The organism is Eubacteriaceae bacterium Marseille-Q4139 (assembly GCA_018223415.1).
Lineage (GTDB): Bacteria > Bacillota > Clostridia > Lachnospirales > Lachnospiraceae > CABSIM01.
Genome location: JAGTTQ010000001.1, coordinates 1,901,148 through 1,922,578 on the forward strand (window position 1 = coordinate 1,901,148; position 21,431 = coordinate 1,922,578).

A 21,431-nucleotide genomic window follows, 5' to 3' on the forward strand; every position below is an offset into this window, starting at 1 on the left:
GGAAAAGCCTGCCGCGTTGTGACAAGAGCGGCAGGCGGATGACAGGAGGCGCGCTGGCCATGGCCTTACTCCCCGCGGAGACGTTCGATTTTCCGGTACAGGGTGCGGAGGCTGATGTGCATCTCGGCGGCGATCCGTTTTTTTCCTTCTAAGGTATGGCCGTACTGTTCTAAGAGCGCCTCCAGCCGTTCTGTTTCGGCGTCGGCCGCAGAAAGAGCCTTTGCTTTTCTGGGCTTTGCCGCTTTTTCCGTTTTCTGCTGGATGGTCTCAGGAAGATCCGAAAGCCGCAGGACATCGGATTCGCAGAGGTTGGCAGCGTACTCGATGACATTCTGGAGCTCTCTGACGTTCCCGGGCCAGCGGTAGGAGATAAAATATTCCACCACCTCGTCGGAAAAGCTCCGAAGAGGCGTCTCCATTTTCTGACGCATCTTTTTTAAATAATTTTCCGCAATCGGCATGATGTCGCCTTTCCGTTCCCGCAGGGGCGGAAGCTTCAGGTTGATGACATTGATCCGGTAGTAGAGATCCTCGCGGAAGGTTTTTTCCGCCACCATGTTGGCAAGATCCCGGTTGGTGGCCGCGATGATCCGGACGTCCAGATGGATTTTTTTCGTGGAGCCGACACGCTCCAGCTCATACTCCTGAAGGACGCGCAGAAGCTTCGGCTGAACCGACAGGGGCATTTCGCCGAGCTCATCCAGAAACAGCGTCCCGCCCTGGGCCATCTCGATTTTTCCGATCTTCCCGCCCTTTTTCGCGCCGGTAAAGGAACCTTCCTCGTAGCCGAAAAGCTCACTCTCAAAGAGATTTTCCGGGATGCTGGAGCAGTTGATGGCTACGAAGGGGTATTTGCTCCGCTTGCTCTGTTCATGGATGGCCCTTGCGGCCAGCTCCTTTCCTGTGCCGGTTTCCCCGGTAATCAGGACGGGAGATGGGCTGTCGGCAACGCGGCGGATCAGCCGCAGCATGGTTTCGGCGGCCGGGCTAGAACCGATGATGCTGCCGAAAAAGCCGGAATCGTCCTCCGGAGCGCCCAGGTCGCCGTCCATGCGGATCAAAATGGCAGACGGCTGGCCGTCCTGAAGCACCGGCCTGGTTGTCAGCCTGGCAGTCATGTCCCCAAGGCGGGCCGGCTTTTCAAACAGATGGTCGCCGCCGGTGATCCTGCGGACAATGGCGGCCGGGAACATCTGCCAGAGAGAGGTGCTGGAAATGTTGCACATCTTAAGGAGGCCGGAAGCCGGCTGGTTATACCGGAGAATGACCCCGTGGGGATCTGTTAAAAGGAGAGGCTGCGGACAGAACTCCATGGCGGCGGCAATGGCGGGATCTGTGCCGCCGGCGGCTTTTCCGCCGTCCCGGTTTGCGAGAAGGCCGCCGAGAAGGTTCCCCAGCTCCGTAATGGCATTTAAGTAAACGGGCGTGTTCTCCGTAATCCGGCGCTGTCCTTCTTTCGTAAAGGATGTAAAAGAAATGACACCTGCGGTGGCGGTGTCGGCGTGGATACAGCAGAGGATTTCGATTGTGGACGGACAGTGGTCTTTGAATCGGCACCCGATGCAGGCCGGCATGTTTCCCGGATCCGTCACCAGGATGCTGCCGTTTTCCAACACCTCCCGGATGAACGGCGTGTGGACAGTGCGGCCTTTCTTTTTCAGATAGGTCGGGGTACAGCAGAACAGTTTGCTGTCGCTGTCAAAAATAGCGATTTCCAGACGGAGCGCATCGCTGGCAGCAGTAATCAGCCGCTCTGCGGAAGACCGTATTTCTTCTAAACGGGCCATGGATCCACCTCCCAGAAAAATTATTATTGGGGATACTGTATCACACTTGAGGAAAATAGACAACAAAAATATTGACGAAAACGTCAATGTCAAAAACGATGCATGACAAATGGCAAATATGGCAAATTTGACAAGAAAGTTTTGGACATGCCTTTGAACGCCGGAATGCGAAATGGAAAAAATGTTGGAGAAAACAGCATTTTTGGAAAAAAACGGAACTTTTTTGGAAACCTGGCACGGTTATTGCTAAATATAGGGCAGGACGCCGGGAACAGCCTCCGTCACATAATGCCAGGAACGGAGGCCCCGGCGGGTATTTGAAAAATTCGATATGCGTGAAAAAAATAAGGAGGGCTTTTATGCTTCAGAAAAAAGATCCATTAAATCTTACAGGCAAGGTTGCCGTTATCACAGGCGGAAGTTCAGGAATCGGTTTAGGCGTCTGCGAGCTTTTATCTGCCTACGGCGCAAAGATCGCCATGGTTGATATCAGCCCCAAGGGCGAGGAAAAGGCACAGGAACTGCGGGATGCAGGCCGTGAGGCGACCTTCTTCCAGTGCGACGTTACCAACGAAGAGCAGGTGAAGAAGACGGTTGACGCCATCGTGGAGAAGTACGGAAAAATCGACGTCCTTCACAACAATGCCGGCGTAACCGTAAGAAAAACCATCGCTGACCTTTCCGAAAAGGAATGGGATTTCGTCCTGGACGTAGGCTTAAAGGGACTGTTCCTCTTCTCCAAGCATGTAATCCCGGTAATGGCAGCCAACGGCGGCGGCAGCATCATCAACACCGGATCCGGCTGGGGCCTTAAGGGCGGCGACCAGGCAGCAGCTTACTGTGCTGTCAAAGGCGGTATTGTCAATGTGACAAGAGCGATGGCAATCGACCACGGCCACCAGAACATCCGTGTCAACAGCATCAACCCGGGTGACACCGATACGGCAATGCTCCGTGACGAGGGAAGACAGACCGGCGTTGTCAAAGCAGGCGATGACCAGATGGATGCATACCTGGCTGACTGCGGTACAGGAAGACCGCTTGCCAGAATCGGTATGCCGGAGGACATTGCGAACGGCGTCCTGTTCCTTGCAAGCGACCTTGCAAGCTGGATCACAGGCGCAGCACTCGTTGTAGACGGCGGCGGAATCGCATAATAGAAATTTTAAGGAGGATATAGCTGCATGAAAGGATTTGAGAACCATCCTTACATACCAAACTCGGTTCCGGAAATCCAGGAGGAAATGTTAAAGGAAATCGGCATGACTTCTCTGGAGGAGCTTCATAAAAATGTTCCGGAGCTTCTGAAATTAAAAAATGAGATGAACATCCCGAAGGCCTTCGGCTCTGAGTATGAGTTAAGAAGACATGTGGAGAAGCTTCTTTCCCACGATACGGACTGCAAAAAGAACATCAACTTCCTGGGAGCCGGTTGCTGGCAGCACTACGTTCCGGCCGTCTGCGACGAGATCAACGGCAAGGGCGAATTCTTAACAGCCTACGGCGGTGAGCCCTACAATGATGAGGGAAGATTCCAGGCATTGTTTGAGTACGAGAGCATGGTGGCAGAGCTGGTTGACATGGACGTTGTCAACGTGCCGACCATGGACTGGGCCCAGGCGGCTGCGACAACCGTCCGCATGGCACAGAGAATCACGAACCGTTCCGTCATCCTGGTTCCGGAATACATGGATCCGGAGAAATTAAAGGCCATGGAAAACTACGGCGAAGCCGTTCTGAAATTTGAAAAAGTAAAATGCGGCGCCGACGGCTGCCTGGATCTTGAAGATCTGAAGGCAAAATTAAACGGCGACGTGGCAGGCGTATATTTTGAGAACCCGGGCTATCTCGGCGTTATCGAGCCCAACGGCCAGAAGATTTCCGATCTGGCACACGAGGCAGGCGCACTGAGCCTGGTGGGCGTGGATCCCATCTCCCTCGGTGTTCTGGCGACTCCGCCGTCCTACGGTGCAGACATCGTCTGCGGCGACCTTCAGCCGCTCGGAATCCATATGAACTACGGCGGCGGCCAGTCCGGCTTCATGGCAACGAGAGACGAGGAGAAATTCGTCATGGAATTCCCGTCCCGTCTGTTTGGTATTGCACCGACGACGGAGCCGGGCGAGTACGGCTTCGGCGATGTGGCATATGACAGAACCTCCTTCGGCCATCACAGGGAGCATGGCAAGGAGTACGTCGGAACCCAGTCCGCACTCTGGGGCATCACAGCCGGCGTTTACCTTGCAACCATGGGCCCCAAAGGAATGGAAGAGGTAGGAACCACGATCATGTCCAATGCCCAGTATGCGGCTAAGAAACTGAATGAAATCCCGGGCGTAAAGGCCAATGTTTTCGGCAGCACGTTCTTTAAGGAGTTCGTAGTTGATTTTAACGGCACAGGAAAGACTGTTGCGGAAATCAACAAGGCACTTCTCTCCAAAGGCATCTTCGGCGGCAAAGACCTGTCGAAGGAATTCCCGGCACTGGGACAGTCGGCCCTCTACTGCGTGACAGAGGTTCATACGGCTGAAGACATTAAAGAGCTCACAGACGCTCTGAAAGAAATTCTTGGCTAGCTGCAGAAAGGAATGATATTGTGAAAAGAATAGACAGAAGTGAGAAAGTCAATGTCCATTTTCACCAGGCCAAATGGAATGAGCCGGTGATTTATGAACTCAGCACCCCGGGCGAGAGAGGAATCCTTGTAAACAGCCCGGAGGAAGAAGTGGCCGGCCAGGTAGAGGGCGTGAATGCCCTTCCGGCAGGGATGAAGAGAAACACGAAATTAAATCTTCCGGAAATGTCCCAGAGCCGCGTGTTAAGACACTATGCGAGACTGGCACAGCAGACCCTCGGCGCTGATGTGAACATCGAGATCGGCCAGGGAACATGTACCGTAAAATACAGCCCGAAGGTCAACGACCAGCTTGCAAACCTGATCCGTGACTACCATCCGCTTCAGGATGTGGACACGGTACAGGGAATTTTAAAGATTTTCCATGAGACCGACAAATACATGAGCGAGATTTCCGGCATGGACCGCTTCTCCTTCCAGCCGGGCGGCGGTTCCCAGGGCATCATGACCATGGCTTCCGTGATCCGCGCATATTTCAAAGACAAGGGCGAAGACCGTGATGAGATCATCACCACCATCTACTCCCATCCGTCTGATGCAGCCGGCCCGGCCGTGGCAGGCTTCAAGATCATCTACCTTCAGCCGGATCCTGTGACAGGCGTTCCGTCCCTGGAGCAGTTAAAGGCAGCAGCAGGCCCGAAGACGGCCGGTTACATCGTTGCGAACCCGGAGGACACCGGCGTTTACAACAGCCATGTAAAAGAATTCGTGGACTATATCCACTCCATCGGCGGCCTCTGCGCCTATGACCAGGCAAATGCCAACGGTCTTTTAGGCGTTACGAGAGCAAGAGATGCCGGCTTTGATATGTGCTTCTTCAACCTTCACAAGACCTTCTCCACGCCTCACGGCTGCGGCGGCCCTGCCTGCGGCGCAACGGGTGTGCAGAAAGACCTGGTGAAATACCTTCCGGCTCCGCTTGTCGGCTTTGACGGAGAGAAATACTATCTCGACTATGAGACTGTCAGCAATCCCTGCGCGGTCGGCAAGGTCAGAGAGTGGTACGGCGTTGCCCCGGTTGTGTTAAAGGCATACTGCTGGATCAGGAGCCTTGGCCCGAACGGCCTCTATCAGGTTGCCAAGACGGCTGTTTTAAACAACAACTACCTGTTCAAGAAGTTAATGGAGCTTCCGGAGGTTTCCGCATACTACGAGGACGGAAACAACCAGAGAATCGAGCAGGCACGCTACACCCTCGAGAAGCTGGAGAAAGAGACGGGAATCGGTACGCTGGATATCCAGAGAAGAATGATGGACTTCGGCATGCATTACTGGACATCCCACCATCCGTTCTATCTGCCTGAGCCGATGACCTTAGAGCCGACGGAGACCCCGTCCAAGAAGGACATCGACGAGTACATCGAGACCCTTAAGTATGTCTTCAAAGAGGCTCATGAGAATCCGGAGATCATTAAGACAGCTCCGCACAGAAGCGTAACCCACCAGGTTGACGAGTCCTACATGGACGACGCTGCGGCATGGGCGCCGACCTGGAAGACATATCTGAGAAAATATACGGAATAAGCAGGAAACAGACATGAAAAAAATTGGCCTTATCATCAATCCCATCGCAGGGATGGGAGGCAGCGTGGGCCTTAAAGGGACAGACCATGTGGCGGAGGAAGCGCTCCGCCGCGGGGCTGTCCCCGGATCGGAAAAACGGGCGGAAGCGGCTCTTTCGGAGCTTTTGCCGTTTCGGGAGGAACTGGTAATTGCCAGCTATCCCGGTGCAATGGGCGGACGTCTCGCCGAAAAAATGGGATTTCATACCGAGCTTCTCTGCTGTGAGGAACGTGCGGAAACGGATGCAGCCGACACGGTCCGCCTGGCGGAAAGCCTGGTAAAAGAGGGGGCAGAGCTTCTTCTTTTCGCGGGCGGCGACGGCACGGCCAGGGATATTTACCGGGCCGTAGGCGCAGAGCCGGCCTGTGTCGGAATCCCGGCAGGCGTAAAAATCCATTCACCGGTGTATGCGAAAAATCCCCAGGCGGCCGGGAAGTTAGCGGCCCTGTGGATTTTGGGGAAAGTCCGGGCGTGCAGGGAGCAGGAGGTTCTCGACATCGACGAGGACGCCTACCGGGCCGGCCGGATCAGTACCTCGCTCTACGGATATTTAAACGTACCGCTGGAGCAGAAGTTCATCCAGAACCGCAAAGCGCCGACGCCTCTTTCCGACGAAGCAGCCATCGAGTCCATCGCCTATGAGGTGACGGATCACATGGAGCCTGACGTGGTGTACCTGGTGGGAGCCGGGACGACGACGAGAGGCGTCATGGACAAGCTCGGGCTGCCGGACACGCTGATCGGTGTGGACGTGGTGGAAAATGGAAAGGTTCTGGAACAGGACGCCTACGGGGAAAAAATCCTCACCCATATCAGGGGAAGGCGCGCAAAGCTGATCCTCACCATCACGGGAGGCCAGGGCTTCCTTTTCGGCCGCGGGAACCAGCAGCTTACGCCGGAGGTCATCCGCGCGGTGGGAAAGGAAAACATGATTCTGATCGCAGCACCGTCTAAGCTTGCGGCGTTAAGGGGAAATCCGCTTTTGGTGGATACGCCGGATAGAGAGCTTAATAAGGAGCTGTGCGGGTATTATAAGGTTATTACGGGGTATAAAGAATATACGGTATGCCAGGTGGCAGAACCGTAGGAAAAGGCTGGGAAACAGCGCCGGTGTGCGGCGTGGGTTCCCGGTCTTTTTGTCTCTCCGGCGGTCTCCTCTTTGACAATTTTCCGAAAATCATGTAGAATTATGAATTTGCAGGAACCAAAAAAGTTGTGATTCAGGAGCAGAATATGAGAGTACAGAATGATGATTTACATAAACAGGAAGCGGCGCCTTTAAAGGAAACGGCGCTTTTTATCCTTCCGCCGGTGACGGCTTTTTATCTGATGCAGTTCGTCTACGGGGCGAATCCGTGGGAGATGGAGCTTTTTGCAGCGCTGGGAAACATTCTCTGCATCGGCACCGTCTATTTTCTCCTCTGCGCCGTGACCGGGTACCCGGCGGCCTGCTGCATCGCCGTCCATGCCTTGTGCGGCGTTTGGGGCGCTGTCAATTATTTTGTCTCGGTCTATCGCGGGACGCCGGTGCTTCCGTGGGATCTGACGGCGCTTGGGACGGCCTTTGCCGTGTCAGGGACATACAGTTTCTTTCCTACCTGGCGGATGGCGGCCGGAATTTTATTCCTTGGCGGGCTTTGCTGGGCCCTGAGAAAACAGATCCTCACCGGCCGCTTCCTTCCGGATTTCAGGAACGCATTTTTCCGGGGCGCTGTTCTGGCGGCCGGTGTGCTCTGCCTGATGCCTGTGCTTGAGCCGGAACGGCTTACGGCCTTTGGCATCGAGCCGGACGTGTGGAACCAGACCGAGGCCTATAAAAACGGCGGCGTAGTCGGCGTCTTTCTGCGGAACACGGAATTTATGGAAGTGGAAAAGCCGGAAAACATGACGGCGGAGCGCGCAAAGGAAATTCTTGACGGGACAAAGAGGGAGCCGCTTCCGGAAATTTCCGCGGGCCGGCCGAACATTGTCGCTATTATGAATGAATCCTGGGCGGATTTTGAGGAATTCGGAAACCTTTCCCTGACGGAGAGCGTGACGGATTACATGGATTCCCTGACGGATGCCGTGCGGGGACATGCTTACACGTCGGTATTCGGCGCAGGAACCAGCGCCAGTGAGTTCGAGTTTCTGACGGGGAATTCCATGGCGTTTCTTCCCTCCGGCAGCATTCCTTACCAGCAGTATATCCTGGGGGACAGCCCGTCGATGGCTTCCATATTAAAAGAAAACGGTTACAGGACGTTGGCCTTCCATCCCGGCGAGCGGACGTCCTGGCAGAGGAACCTGGCGTACCCGCGCCTTGGCTTTGACGCGTTTCTATGCGGGGAAGACATGAACGTGACGGCAACGGAGGAGCACGGCTATATCAGCGATGCGTCGGACTTCAGACAGATTATCTGGGAATTTGAGAACAAAGAGCCGGGTGATCCGCTGTTTTTGTTTAACGTGACGATTCAGAACCACGGAAGCTACACGGCGAAGGACTATCCGGCCGAAGTACAGCTTGCCGATAAACCGGGCAGGTATCCCATGGCCGAGCAGTACCTGACCCTGGCAAACAAGACGGATGAAGCCCTGCGGCTTTTGATTGATTATTTTTCCGGATACGATGAGCCGGTGCTTCTCGTCATGTTCGGCGACCATCAGCCGTCGGTGGAGCAGGAGTTCCTGGATGAGGCATACGGCGTCAGACAGGAGGACATGACGATGGAACAGTATATGGGAAAATTCCGTGTCCCGTTCCTCATCTGGGCCAATTATCCGCTGCCGGAAGACGGGCCGGAGGTTACGAGCCTCAATTTCCTGGGCCAGTACGTCCTCCGGTACGCAGGCATCGAGCCGGACGGCTACGGCGCATACCTCTGGGAATTCCAAAAAGAGCTGCTGGCCATGACCTTTGTCGGCTATATGGATCGAGAGGGGAATGCGTACAGCCATTTGGAGACGAATGGGTTTTCGGAGAGGATTGAGGAGTATCGGGGTGTGCAGTATGAGAGGGTGTTTGGTGACTCTTATAATGAAAACTAATCCTTTAAAATCCCCCGCCGCAATGCTATAATATCCTTATCACAAAGCAAAGATAGGAGAACGCCTCAAATGAAAAAAATGATTTCCTGGAACGTCAACGGCCTGCGAGCCTGCATGGGCAAGGGATTTATAGAGACAATGAACAGCCTGGACGCCGACATCTTCTGCATCCAGGAGAGCAAGCTCCAGGAGGGCCAGATCGACCTCGACCTTCCCGGCTATCACCAGTACTGGAACTATGCCGAGAAAAAGGGCTATTCCGGCACGGCCATGTTTACGAAAGAAGAGCCCATGTCCGTAACCCTGGGAATCGGAATGGAAGAGCATGATAAAGAAGGCCGGGTCATCACAGCCGAATTCCCGGAATACTATGTCGTCACCTGCTATACGCCAAATTCCCAGGAGGGCCTGAAGCGTCTGGACTACCGCATGGAATGGGAGGACGCTTTCCTTTCCTATTTAAAGAAGCTGGAGGAAAAAAAGCCTGTGATTTTCTGCGGCGATTTAAACGTGGCCCACACGGAAATCGATTTAAAAAATCCGAAAACAAACCGGAAAAACGCCGGTTTTACCGATGAAGAGCGCGGCAAATTTTCGGCGCTTCTTGAGGCTGGATTCATCGACACCTACCGCTATTTTTACCCGGACAAAGAGGGCGTCTATTCCTGGTGGTCGTACCGCTTCTCGGCCAGGGCGAAAAATGCCGGGTGGCGCATTGACTATTTCTGCGTGTCCCAGGCCTTAAAAGACCGCCTTGAAAGCGCCGATATCCACACAGAAATCATGGGCAGCGACCACTGTCCCGTGGAGCTGGTAATCCGGTAGCGAGGTGGCGAACGTATGAATCTAGTGACAGCAGAGCATTTGACAAAATCCTATACGGAGCGGCTTCTTTTTGACGACACGGATTTTTCTATCAATGAGGGCGAAAAGGTAGGCCTGATCGGCGTCAACGGGACGGGAAAATCCACGCTTTTAAAGATTGTGGCAGGCCTTGAGGAGCCGGACTCCGGCCGCGTGGTGCGTGGCCGGAACCTGGAGATCCGCTATCTGCCGCAGAATCCTGTTTTCGACGACGGCGACACGGTGCTCCAGTGCGTCCTGAAGGACAACGAAGGGCATGAGCATGTCTGGGATCTGGAAAGCCAGGCCAAGGCCATGTTAAACCGCCTCGGGATTACCGATCACAGTGCGAAGGTGGAGACACTTTCCGGTGGCCAGAAAAAGCGGGTGGCGCTGGCGAGCGTCCTTTTATCCACGGCAGGTCTTTTAATCCTGGACGAGCCGACGAACCATTTGGACAGCGAGATGGCCGACTGGCTCGAGGACTATCTGAGGAAATTTAAGGGTGCGCTTCTCATGATTACCCATGACCGGTATTTCCTCGACAGCGTGACGAACCGCATTGTGGAGCTGGATAACGGAAAGCTTTACAGCTATCAGGCCAATTACGAGGGCTTTTTAAAATTAAAGGCAGAGCGCATGGACATGGAACGGGCAACGGAGCGGAAGCGCCAGTCCATCCTGCGGGTGGAGTTAGCCTGGATGCAGCGGGGCGCAAGGGCGCGTTCCACGAAGCAGAAGGGCCGCATCATGCGCTATGAGGAATTAAAAGACAGGAAAGGGCCGGCAGAAGAAGAGTCTGTGGAGATGGAGTCCGTATCCAGCCGCCTCGGCCGGACGACCGTGGAATTATCCGATATCTGCAAGGCCTATGGGGACAAGGTTTTAATCCGTGACTACACGTACTTTTTCCTGAAAAACGACAGGATCGGCTATATCGGCCCCAACGGAAGCGGAAAATCCACGTTGATGAAAATCATCGCCGGATGGATCAAGCCGGATTCCGGTACCGTGGAAATCGGCCAGACCGTGAAGCTTGGCTATTTTTCCCAGGAAAACGAGGACATGGACACGAGTCTTAAGGTCATCGACTACATCCGGAACGTGGCCGAATATGTAAAAACGAAAGACGGCAGCATCAGCGCCTCCCAGATGTTAGAGCGCTTTTTGTTCCCGCCGTCCATGCAGTACACGGTGATTGAAAAGCTTTCCGGCGGCGAGAGAAGGCGTCTCTACTTATTAAAGATACTGATGAGCGCGCCGAATGTGCTGATTCTCGATGAGCCAACCAACGACCTGGACATCAAAACGCTGATGATTTTGGAGGACTACCTGGACAGCTTCCAGGGCATCGTCATCACCGTTTCCCACGACCGGTATTTCTTAGACCGTGTCGTCCGCCGGATTTTTGCCTTCGAGGGCAATGGAACGCTTCGCCAGTATGAGGGCGGGTTCACCGATTATCAGGCGGCAAAGGCGGAGCGGGAGGCGGCCCTTTTGGAAACAGGAGCCGCGTCCGGGCAGGCGGGACAGCCGGCCGAAAAGCTCCGCGATGAGAAAAAACGGACAGAAAAACCGCGGGAGAAGAAGCTCAAATTCTCCTACATGGAACAGAAGGAATGGGATACCATCGAGGACGACATCGCCGCATTGGAAGAGAAAATCTCCGGGCTGGAAGCGCAGATGGAAGCGGCAGCCACGGATTACGGAAAGCTTCGCGGCCTCACCGAGGAAAAAGACGAGGCGGAGGCCCGGCTGGAAGAAAAAATGGAGCGGTGGATGTACCTAAACGAGCTGGCGGAGAAAATTGCGTCCCAGAAATAGGGGTGCGGGGAGGTGGCGAATTGTCAGAGTGGCAGAATGAAAAAGAAATCCTGTATCCGCTCGGAGCAACACCCATCGAGGGCGGAGCGAAATTACTGGTTTGTGCAAAGGCAAAGACATGCAGGCTTCTTCTTTATAAAAAGGGAGAGCCGGATCCCGTAAGAATTGAGGAATTTAAGGAAGAGGAGCGCATCGGCGATATCTGGCAGATGACGCTTCTTCAGGATGGACTTGATGAGCTGGAATACTGTTTTGAGGCGGATGGAACGCCTTTTGCGGATTCTTACGGCCGGGAATTTTCCGGCCGGGAGAAATGGGCAGATTTAAAGCGGGGAACGGAGGCGCCGAGAGCCAGCTTCCGGACGGAACCCTTTGACTGGGAGGGGGACAAGCCCCTGGAAATCCCGTACAGCGAGACGATTTTATACCGTCTCCATGTCCGGGGCTTTACAAAGCACAGTTCCTCCGGCGCAGCCTGCGGCGGCACGTTTGCGGCCGTTGAGGAGAAAATCCCCTATTTAAAGGAGCTTGGCATTACGGCCGTGGAGCTTCTGCCGGTGACGGAATTTAACGAGGTCATGACCTCAAAGGCCGGTTCGGGGAGTCCTTTCAGAAAGCCGGAGGCCACCGGCGTCATCAACTACTGGGGCTACGGCGAATCCCTGCTTTTTGCGCCGAAGGCCGCATACAGCGCCGGGAATTGCCCGGCATCCGAGTTAAAGCACCTGATAAAAACGCTGCATAAAAACGGCATGGAATGTATCCTGGAGCTTTACTTTACAGGAAAAGAGGAGCCGCGCCAGGTTCTTGAAGTCCTCCGGTACTGGGTACAGGCCTATCATGCGGACGGCTTTAAGCTTTCCGGCTTCGTGAATGCCGCCATGATTGCGGCTGACCCGTTCCTTGCGGGGACGAAGTTATTTTACTCCAACTGGGAGGGTGCGGCAGATGGAAACGTATCCGGCGGCTATCCGGTGCCGGACGAGGGCGTCGTGACCGTCCGGAAAAAGCATCTGGCCGAATACAATGAGCAGTTTGAAACTGACATGCGCCGCCTGTTAAAGGGCGACGAGGACATGATGAATGCGCTGGCTTTTCATGCGAGACGGAACCCGGCCGCTTACGGCACCGTCAACTACATGGCGAACACCAACGGCTTTACGATGATGGACATGGTTTCCTACGACCGCAAGCACAACGAAAAAAACGGCGAGGAGAACCGGGACGGCAGCGACTACAATTATTCCTGGAACTGCGGCGCAGAGGGGCCGACGCGGAAAAAGAAGATATTAAAGCTTCGGAGAAAACAGCTTCGGAACGCGTTCCTCCTTCTCTTTTTAAGCCAGGGGACGCCGCTCCTTTTAGCCGGGGACGAGTTTGGGAACAGCCAGGACGGAAACAACAATGCCTACTGCCAGGACAATGAGATTTCCTGGCTCAACTGGAAGCTTCTTGAGACGAACCGGGATATTCTGGAGTTTGTCCGCCATGCCATCGCCTTCAGAAAAAACCACTCCCTGTTTCACATGGAGCGGGAGCCGCGGATCATGGATTATAAGTCCCTTGGCCGCCCGGATCTTTCCTATCACGGGGAAAATGCCTGGAGGCCGGAATACGAAAATTTCCGCCGACAGTTGGGAATCCTCTACTGGGGGCCCTACGGAACAGGAGAAGACGGAAAAGCGGACGACAGCTTTTACGTGGCTTACAACATGCACTGGGAGCCGCATGTTTTCGGGCTTCCGAACCTGCCGAAGGGGCAGCGGTGGCATGTGGCCTTCGATACGTCCCGCGATGAGGTGAACGGCTTTTACGAGGACGGCAGCGAGCCGCCGTTAAAAAATCAGAAAGAAACTGTGATTCCGCCCCGCACCATCGTGGTGCTGCGCGGAAAAAAGAGCAGCGGCTACTGGACATATGAGACGGAATTCGGCGAGATTACCATCACCTGCCGCGACGGCGCCGTGACGGGAATTGGCTTCGGCCGCTTTGCGCCGAAGGATAAGGAGCTTGAGGAGACGAGAACCAGCCTCTCCGACCAGGCATACGGCCAGCTTTCCGAATACTTTGCGGGAGAGCGGACGGAATTTGACCTGCCGCTTTCGCCGGAAGGGACAGAGTTCCAGAAAAAGGTCTGGAAGGCGCTGACGGAAATCCCATACGGCGAAACGCGAAGCTATAAGGACATTGCCGCGGCCATCGGGGATGAAAAGGCCGTCCGCGCCGTCGGCTCGGCAAACAATAAAAATTCCATCGGCATCGTCATCCCCTGCCACCGGGTCATCGGGGCGGACGGCTCCATGACCGGCTATGCCGGCGGGCTGGAAAACAAGAAAAAGCTTTTGGAGCTGGAGCGGCGCGTCACGGCGGCGAAGGCGCAGATGCAGGTGAAAAGCAGTGACGCTCCCACTCAGTGCAAGGAGAAAGAATCGTGATCCGGCTTCCCCATGATCTGACCGTCCAGGGCGCTTATGGAAAGAAGCAGGCTCCGGACGGTGCGATACTCCGTTCCCTGTCCGTCACCGGCGGACTCCAGGCTTCCATAGAAGTTCCATACGGGGATCAGGGAGCCGCCGCCTGACGCCTCATACTGCGGCAGATATTCCAGAGCTACCTTTGTCACTGTCCCGCGGATGTACGGCGCAGAGCCGGAATCACTTGCGGCAGGCCAGGCCCGGCACTGCTGTTCAAAAATTTCTTTCATGGCGGTAAAGGGGAGAAGGAAGGGCTCTTGATCCAGCGGGTTTCCCACCGTGTTAAGACCGATGTCCTTAAATACCAGAAGCTGTCCGTCCTGGGAATACAGGATTTCTATATACTGGGAGCTGGGAAGAGAGCCGTTAAAGTAGGAACTCCGGGAATCTGTGACGGGAATGTTTCCGACGCTCAGGACGTAGCGAAGCTGCAATCCATAGCTGCCGGAAAACCGGAACTTGTAGTCCTGGCTTTCCGGGTCAGAGGAACGGAGCCGCTTCCACTGGAAATCCCGCAGAACCAGGTGGGAGAGATTCATGGAATCCAGCAGATCTTCTGCCTTTTCCTCTAGACTGGCGCGCAGGCGTTCTTCTTCCTGGGCGGAGAGGGAAAAGTCTGTTAAGTCGTTGGCGTCAAAATCTCCGTCGGAGGCAGCTGTGGTGCTGACACAGCTGAGCCAGAAAATGGGGGTGGGAGGTTCCACGGAGCGGACTTCCCCGTCTTCCGTTTCCGGCTTCCCGTCGTGGATGGAAAGCTGGTAGCCGAAGCGGCCGTTGGCGTTTGGCAGCACGGTCTGGCCGTTTCGTGAGATAGAAACCTGATCCATGGGGACGCCGGCTTCTTCCAGGGCAGCAGTCATTTGGGCGATCTGGCTGTCCTCGTAGACGGCCTGGGAAAATTCCCATGTGGGGGCGTTTGCGGCGTCGGGAAGAAGAACCGGGGCATCTGCGGTCAGCTCCAGGGTGTCCGTCTGTACGCGGGCCTGGTAGGTGTCAGGGGCCTCGGTCTGGGCACGGAGGGAGACAAAACTGCCGGATGTGCCGGAATCGCCGGTATTTTCGACCCGGTCTGATGAACCAGAAGTCTCAAAACCGGCCATACTGCCGCCATCGTCCGAATTTCCGGCGCTTTCTCCAGCGGTCTCCCGGATGATGACGGCCTGCTTTTTCTGGCATCCGGAAAGCCAGGCGGAAGAAAACAGAGAAATTCCCAAAAGAGCCGCCATTCCCAAAGGACGTGCCAGCGTGAAGGGAAACGGCAGGTATCGTTTCTTTCGTTTCATGAATCATTGCTCCTTTCTGCTGCGGAGCTTTTTGCCCCGCCTCTGTCTCCCAGCATATCACAGCCTCTTTTCAAAGTATTCATCGTTTTGTAAATGTTCTGTAAACGCCACAGTCACCTTTGTCCCCTGACCTTCCTGGCTCTCGATTTTTAAGGAAGCGCCGTGGAGTGCTGCGATGCGCTCACAGAGGGCCAGACCCAGGCCGGAGCCTCCCTGGCTGCGGGAACGGGAGCGGTCTGCCATGTAGAAAGCCTTGGTTACGTGAGGCAGATCCTTTTTTGTAATGCCGCAGCCGGAGTCTTCCACGATGAGTTTCCCCGGCCGGGCTGAGAGGCGGACTGGATCGCCGGGTTTGGAGGCGCGGCAGGCATTCTGAACCAGGTTTGCGAGCAGGCTGGAGAGAAGAACGGCATCCCCGTAAAAAGAGACGTGCGCAGGACAGTCTGAAAGGAGGCGGACGCCGCTTTCTTTTAGCAGGGGAGCGCAGTCTTCATGAACCTGACGGAAAAGGGCATCTGCCGGGATTTCGGAAAAGGAGATGGAATCATTTTCATAAAGTCCCAGAAGGCTTAAAAGACGGGAGGAGAGCTGTTCCATCCTGGCTCCGGACTCATAGATGCGCTGGAGAGCTGCCGTCTGTGCTTCTTTAGGCAGACGCACATGGAGCAGGCTGTCGGCGTAGCCCATGACAGAGGTCATGGGGGTTTTCATCTCGTGGGCCAGGGAGCCTAAAAGGAGCTGCAAATCCTCCACCTGCTGTTCCACCTGGTCGGACATCTGGTTAAAAGCCTGTCCCACCTGTCCCAGCTCGTCAGAGGAGCGGACAGCTACCTTGGTTCCGAGCTTTCCCTGGCTGATGGCCGCGGCCGCGTTTTTTAACTCCTCCAGGGGGCGGAGGGCGCGGGTGAGAAACAGGGCAAGAAGAAGGGAAGCGCCCAGGGAAGACGCCAGGAAAACAAGGCCCGACAGGGCGGCCTGCCGTCCGGCATTTTCCCAGACGGAAGACACATCCGACGCCGCCAGCACAGCGAACCCGTCCGGGTAAAGGAGCGGTTCCATAAGAAGGAGAATGCGGCGGCCGCCCACCTCCTGAACGGCATATTCCCCAGTGAGGGCATCAAGGTTCACGATCTCATAGCCGGTGAGGTTGACGAGGGGTTCCCCGTTTTTGATCAGGGCGTAGCCATCCTTGTAGCAGCGGCGGAACTGGTATTTTAAATAGGCGTCTCTGGCGATTTCCCCCATTTCCTCAAAGTCCTCCCTGGTGCCCACCTGCCGGAACGCCCGTCCGGCGATAGCCAGTTTTTCGCGCTCCTCGGAGGCGGCCGTGTCCAGGCTGTAATTTTTTAAAGAGACGGCAGAAAATGTTCCGCAGAGGGCGAAGACGGATGCAAAGACGCCCAGGACGGCGGCGGTCAGCTTTGTTTTCAATTTCATAGGCTGTCATCCTCAAACATGTATCCGGCTTTGGGAATGGTGCGGATGGCCGTCCCTGCCTTTAATTTTTTCCGCAGTCCGGCCACATGGACGTCCACGGTTCTGGTTTCCCCGCAGAAATCACTCCCCCACACCAGGTCTAACAGTCGGTTCCTCCCAAGAACCAGATTCCTGTTTTTTAAGAAGACGGACAGAAGAGAAAACTCCATGGGCTTTAAGGAGATTTCCCGGCCGCCTTCCGTCACCCGCCGTTTGCTTAAGTCCATGGTCAGATCCCGGAAAGTGAGAACGGAGCGCATCCGCCCCGTCCGCTCCAGAACCTTTTCCATCCGCACCAGAAGCTCCAGAATCTCAAAGGGCTTGACGATATAGTCCTCGGCCCCGGCCCGCAGGCCCTTTACTTTGGAGGAAACATCGCCTTTGGCAGTGAGATAGATCACCGGAATGTCCGCCCGCTTAAAATCCTCCATAAGCTGAAAGCCATCCGCCCCCGGCAGCATCACGTCCACCAGGGCCAGATCCGCCTGACATTTTTTCACATCCCGCAAGGCGGCCTGCACGGCCTCTCCGTCATAGAAAGCCATTGCCTCATAGCCTGCCGCCGTCAGGTTCATACAGATCAAATCGGAAATCGCAGGCTCATCCTCCACCACAAAAATCCTGTTTTTCATATCCGTCTCCTAAAAACTTGCGCTTTGTTGATAAGATATCATTATAGCATTCCACTGCCGGGAAATCTTTAACAAAATGTAAATCTTTTCGGTGCAGAAAAAACGGGGCAGGCATGACTCCGCTTTTGTATGAGAGTCATGCCTGCCCCTGAAAGTTTCACGCGCCGGCTGCTAATCCAGCTCCAGCGCGCCCGTATATAATTGATAGTAAGTGCCCTTCAGCTTAATCAGATCCTCATGGGTGCCGCGCTCGATAATCCGGCCGTGGTCGAGAACCATGATGGCGTTGGAATTCTGAACCGTGGAAAGGCGGTGGGCGATGACGAATACCGTGCGCCCGGCCATCAGCGCATCCATGCCCCGCTGGACAATGGCCTCGGTACGCGTGTCGATGGAGCTTGTCGCCTCGTCCATAATCATGACAGGCGGGTCAGCGACAGCCGCACGGGCGATGGCGAGAAGCTGGCGCTGCCCCTGGCTTAAGTTGGCGCCGTTTCCGGTGAGCATCGTGTTGTAGCCCTCCGGAAGACGGGTGATAAAGTCATCGGCACCGGCAAGCTTCGCCGCACTGATACACTCCTCATCGGTGGCATCCAGCTTTCCGTAGCGGATATTGTCCATAACTGTTCCGGTGAACAGGTTGGTATCCTGGAGAATGATGCCGAGGCTTCGGCGAAGATCCGCCTTTTTAATCTTGTTGATGTTGATGTCGTCGTAGCGGATTTTTCCGTCCTCGATATCATAGAACCGGTTGATTAAGTTGGTAATCGTCGTCTTTCCTGCGCCGGTGGAGCCGACGAAAGCGACCTTCTGGCCCGGCTTGGCGTAAAGGGAGATGTCGTGCAGGACGGTTTTCTCCGGCGTATATCCGAAGTCCACGTCATAAAAACGCACGTCGCCGCGCAGGCGGGTGTAGGTGAGCGTCCCGTCGTGGTGCGGGTGCTTCCATGCCCAGATATGGGTGCGTTCCTCGCACTCAGTGAGTGTCCCGTCGGGATTCTCCCTGGCGTTTACAAGCGTGACATAGCCCTCGTCCTTCTCCGGTTCCTCATCTAAGAGGGCGAAGATGCGGTGGGCGCCTGCAAGTCCCATGATTACCATGTTGATCTGGTTGGAAACCTGGCCGATGGCGCCTGCAAACTGCTTCGTCATGTTTAGGAACGGCACGACAATGCTGATGCTGAAGGCCATGCCTGAAATACTGAAATTCGGAACATCCGTAAGGAGCAGCGCGCCGCCGGCCACAGCCACGACGACGTACATGACGTTTCCGACGTTGCCGAGAAGCGGCATCAGGATGTTGGCAAAGCGGTTTCCGTTGCGGGCATTATAAAAGATTTCCCCGTTCACCTTGTCAAAATCGGCCTTTGCGGCTTCCTCGTGGCAGAAGACCTTGATGACCTTCTGGCCGGTAATCATTTCCTCCATGAAAGCCTCGGCCTTGGCGATGGTGATCTGCTGGCGGAGGAAATATTTGGAGGAGCGGGCCGTAATGGCTTTGGCTGCAAACACCATGAGGACAACGCCGAGGACGACGATGACGCCCAGAGTGATGCTGTAATACATCATGATACAGAAGATCGTCAGAAGCTGCACCGCGGAAATCGTCATCTGCGGAAGGCTCTGGCTGATTAACTGGCGCAGGGTGTCCACGTCGTTGGTGTAATAGCTCATGATATCGCCGTGGCCATTGGTATCGAAATACCGCAGGGGGAGATCCTGCATGTGGCTGAACATTTTTTCGCGCAGCTTACGCAGGGAGCCCTGGGTGATGATTGCCATCATCTGCGTGTAGAAGGCGCCGGCGATGAGGCTGACAATGTACATGGTGACGAGAATCGCCACAAAGGAAAGGATTTTTCCCGATACAGCCGCCCAGTCGCCGCTTTTGTAGCTGTCATCCACAACTGCAATAATGTTCTGCATGAAGATGGCCGGGGCGGCGCTGACAACGGCGTTAATCAGGATGCACACCATGGTGACGGGCAAAAGCACCGGATAAAATTCAAACAGGGTACGCAGCAGCCGTCTTAGCACGCCCTTGGGCGCACGCTGGCCGCGGGCCGTCGTGGAAGGAGTCGTATTGGTTTTATTCTGTGCCATCTTTATCACCTGCCTTGTTCTGGGAAGTATATACCTCGTGGTAAATTTCACTTGTCTTCAACAGTTCCTCATGGGTGCCGACGGCACTGATGCTGCCGCCGTCCATAACGATGATGCGGTCGGCGTCCTGAACCGATGCCACACGCTGTGCAATGATAATTTTCGTCGTTTCCGGGATGAATTCGCGGAAGCCCTGACGGATCAGGGCGTCTGTCCTGGTATCCACGGCGCTGGTGGAATCGTCCAAAATCAGCACCTTCGGTTTCTTAAGCAGGGCGCGGGCGATGCAGAGACGCTGTTTCTGGCCGCCGGAAACATTGGAGCCGCCCTGTTCGATCCAGGTATCGTACTTCTGCGGGAACTGCTGGATAAACTCGTCGGCCTGGGCCAGACGGCAGGCCTCCTCCATCTCCGCGTCGCTGGCATCGGGATTTCCCCAGCGGAGATTGTCCTTGATGGTGCCGCTGAAAAGCACGTTCTTCTGGAGCACGACGGCCACGTTGTTGCGGAGCGCCTCCAGATCATAGTTTCGGACATCCACGCCGCCTACCTTGACGCAGCCCTCGGTGACGTCGTAAAGACGCGGGATGAGCTGGATCAGCGTAGTCTTGGAAGAACCGGTGCCGCCTAAAATTCCGATGAGCTCACCGGATTTAATGTGCAGATCCACATCGGCAAGCGCCATGCGCTCGGCCTTCTGGGAATACTTGAAGCTTACGCCGTCGAAGTCGATGGAGCCGTCAGCCACGGTTTTCACCGCGTTCTCCGGGCTCTTTAAACGGCTTTCTTCTGTCAGGACTTCCACAATACGCTCGGCAGACTCCATGGACATGGTAATCATCACGAATACCATGGACAGCATCATTAAGCTCATGAGAATCTGGAAGCTGTACGTGACGATGGCCGACATCTGGCCGACAGCCACCTCCATGCCGCGGCTTGTGATGACGGCGTAAGAGCCATAGGACAGCACAAAGACCATGCCTGCGTAGACGCAGAACTGCATGATCGGGCTGTTGAGAGCCATGATGCGCTCGGCACGGGTGAAATCTTTGCACACGTCACCGGCCGCAGCGGCAAATTTCTTTTTCTCATACGCTTCACGGACATAGCTCTTTACGACGCGCATGGCCTGCACGTTCTCCTGAACCGAGTCGTTTAAGGCATCATACTTGCGGAATACCCGGCGGAAAATCGGCATGGCCGAACGGATCACCAGGATGAGTCCGATGCTTAAAAGCGGGATCGTGAACAGGAAGATGTTTGCCAGGCTTCCGCCCATGGAAAAGCCCATGATGAATGAAAAGATTAACATGAGCGGGCCGCGGATGGCGACGCGGATGATCATCATAAACGCCATCTGCACGTTTACGACGTCCGTTGTCATACGGGTCACGAGGCTGGAAACCGAGAACTTGTCGATGTTCTCAAAGGAATAATCCTGGATGCGGTAAAACATGTCTCTTCTTAAGTTGCGGGCAAAGCCTGTGGCTGCCGTAGCGCAGGTGTTTCCTGCGGCAACACCGAAAACCAGGGACAGGAAGGCCATGAGAATGAGCAGTCCGCCGTATCTCAGGATGACGTCCATGCCGCATCCTGCCTGCATCTGGTTTACCAGCGTGGCGATAATCGAGGGGATGATGCATTCCAGGACTACCTCCACCATAACTAAAAGCGGCGTAAGCATCGCCGGTTTTTTGAACTCACGAATACTGTGAGCAAGGGTTTTTATCATGTGTGTCATTCCTCCTTGAAAGCATGGCACAGCGTAGGCGCATGCG

The 21,431-nt window shown here is 55.2% G+C and carries 14 protein-coding genes; 8 read left to right on the forward strand and 6 right to left on the reverse strand.

Going from position 1 to position 21,431, the window contains the following annotated elements; all coding sequences use genetic code 11:
- Positions 1 to 65 precede the first annotated feature (65 nt).
- On the reverse strand, positions 66 to 1,787 hold the full coding sequence (locus KE531_09145; protein MBR9953773.1) for a sigma 54-interacting transcriptional regulator: 1,722 nt from the start codon (positions 1,785 to 1,787) through the stop codon (positions 66 to 68).
- Positions 1,788 to 2,146: 359 nt separating this feature from the next.
- Here KE531_09145 and KE531_09150 point away from each other — a divergent pair, with 359 nt between their 5' ends.
- The 8 genes from KE531_09150 (at position 2,147) to KE531_09185 (ending at position 14,117) form a co-directional block, all read left to right on the forward strand.
- Positions 2,147 to 2,944 carry an SDR family oxidoreductase gene (locus KE531_09150; GenBank protein ID MBR9953774.1) on the forward strand — a complete coding sequence of 266 codons (798 nt, stop codon included), beginning with the start codon at positions 2,147 to 2,149 and terminating at the stop codon, positions 2,942 to 2,944.
- 27 nt (positions 2,945 to 2,971) lie between these two features.
- On the forward strand, positions 2,972 to 4,363 hold the full coding sequence (gene gcvPA, locus KE531_09155) for an aminomethyl-transferring glycine dehydrogenase subunit GcvPA (GenBank protein ID MBR9953775.1): 1,392 nt from the start codon (positions 2,972 to 2,974) through the stop codon (positions 4,361 to 4,363).
- Positions 4,364 to 4,383: 20 nt separating this feature from the next.
- Positions 4,384 to 5,946, forward strand: a complete 1,563-nt coding sequence (gene gcvPB, locus KE531_09160; protein ID MBR9953776.1) for an aminomethyl-transferring glycine dehydrogenase subunit GcvPB — start codon at positions 4,384 to 4,386, stop codon at positions 5,944 to 5,946.
- 13 nt (positions 5,947 to 5,959) lie between these two features.
- Complete coding sequence (locus tag KE531_09165) at positions 5,960 to 7,072, forward strand: ATP-NAD kinase family protein (GenBank protein MBR9953777.1); 1,113 nt, start codon at positions 5,960 to 5,962, stop codon at positions 7,070 to 7,072.
- A 146-nt stretch (positions 7,073 to 7,218) separates the two neighbouring features.
- The gene (locus tag KE531_09170) at positions 7,219 to 9,015 is read left to right on the forward strand and encodes an LTA synthase family protein (protein MBR9953778.1); all 1,797 of its coding nucleotides are present in this window, start codon (positions 7,219 to 7,221) and stop codon (positions 9,013 to 9,015) included.
- Between the two features lie 69 nt (positions 9,016 to 9,084).
- Complete coding sequence (gene xth, locus KE531_09175) at positions 9,085 to 9,840, forward strand: exodeoxyribonuclease III (GenBank protein MBR9953779.1); 756 nt, start codon at positions 9,085 to 9,087, stop codon at positions 9,838 to 9,840.
- Between the two features lie 15 nt (positions 9,841 to 9,855).
- Positions 9,856 to 11,682 carry an ABC-F family ATP-binding cassette domain-containing protein gene (locus tag KE531_09180; GenBank protein MBR9953780.1) on the forward strand — a complete coding sequence of 609 codons (1,827 nt, stop codon included), beginning with the start codon at positions 9,856 to 9,858 and terminating at the stop codon, positions 11,680 to 11,682.
- A 1,937-nt stretch (positions 11,683 to 13,619) separates the two neighbouring features.
- Positions 13,620 to 14,117, forward strand: a complete 498-nt coding sequence (locus KE531_09185; protein ID MBR9953781.1) for a methylated-DNA--[protein]-cysteine S-methyltransferase — start codon at positions 13,620 to 13,622, stop codon at positions 14,115 to 14,117.
- Here KE531_09185 and KE531_09190 read toward each other — a convergent pair.
- The 5 genes from KE531_09190 to KE531_09210 all read right to left on the reverse strand — a co-directional run bounded on the left by KE531_09190 (position 14,093) and on the right by KE531_09210 (position 21,385).
- Positions 14,093 to 15,439 (reverse strand): hypothetical protein, encoded by a 1,347-nt coding sequence (locus KE531_09190; GenBank protein ID MBR9953782.1) that lies wholly within the window; start codon positions 15,437 to 15,439, stop codon positions 14,093 to 14,095. The two genes, KE531_09185 and KE531_09190, sit on opposite strands and share 25 nt — an antisense overlap.
- Positions 15,440 to 15,496: 57 nt before the next feature.
- Positions 15,497 to 16,876, reverse strand: coding sequence for a HAMP domain-containing histidine kinase (locus KE531_09195; protein MBR9953783.1), 1,380 nt, complete (start codon positions 16,874 to 16,876; stop codon positions 15,497 to 15,499).
- Positions 16,873 to 17,547, reverse strand: a complete 675-nt coding sequence (locus tag KE531_09200; GenBank protein ID MBR9953784.1) for a response regulator transcription factor — start codon at positions 17,545 to 17,547, stop codon at positions 16,873 to 16,875. Before KE531_09200 ends, KE531_09195 begins: the two co-directional genes overlap by 4 nt.
- A 171-nt stretch (positions 17,548 to 17,718) precedes the next feature.
- Positions 17,719 to 19,650, reverse strand: coding sequence for an ABC transporter ATP-binding protein (locus KE531_09205; protein MBR9953785.1), 1,932 nt, complete (start codon positions 19,648 to 19,650; stop codon positions 17,719 to 17,721).
- On the reverse strand, positions 19,637 to 21,385 hold the full coding sequence (locus KE531_09210) for an ABC transporter ATP-binding protein (protein MBR9953786.1): 1,749 nt from the start codon (positions 21,383 to 21,385) through the stop codon (positions 19,637 to 19,639). The genes KE531_09205 and KE531_09210 overlap by 14 nt, the downstream gene beginning before the upstream one ends.
- Positions 21,386 to 21,431: the final 46 nt, after the last annotated feature.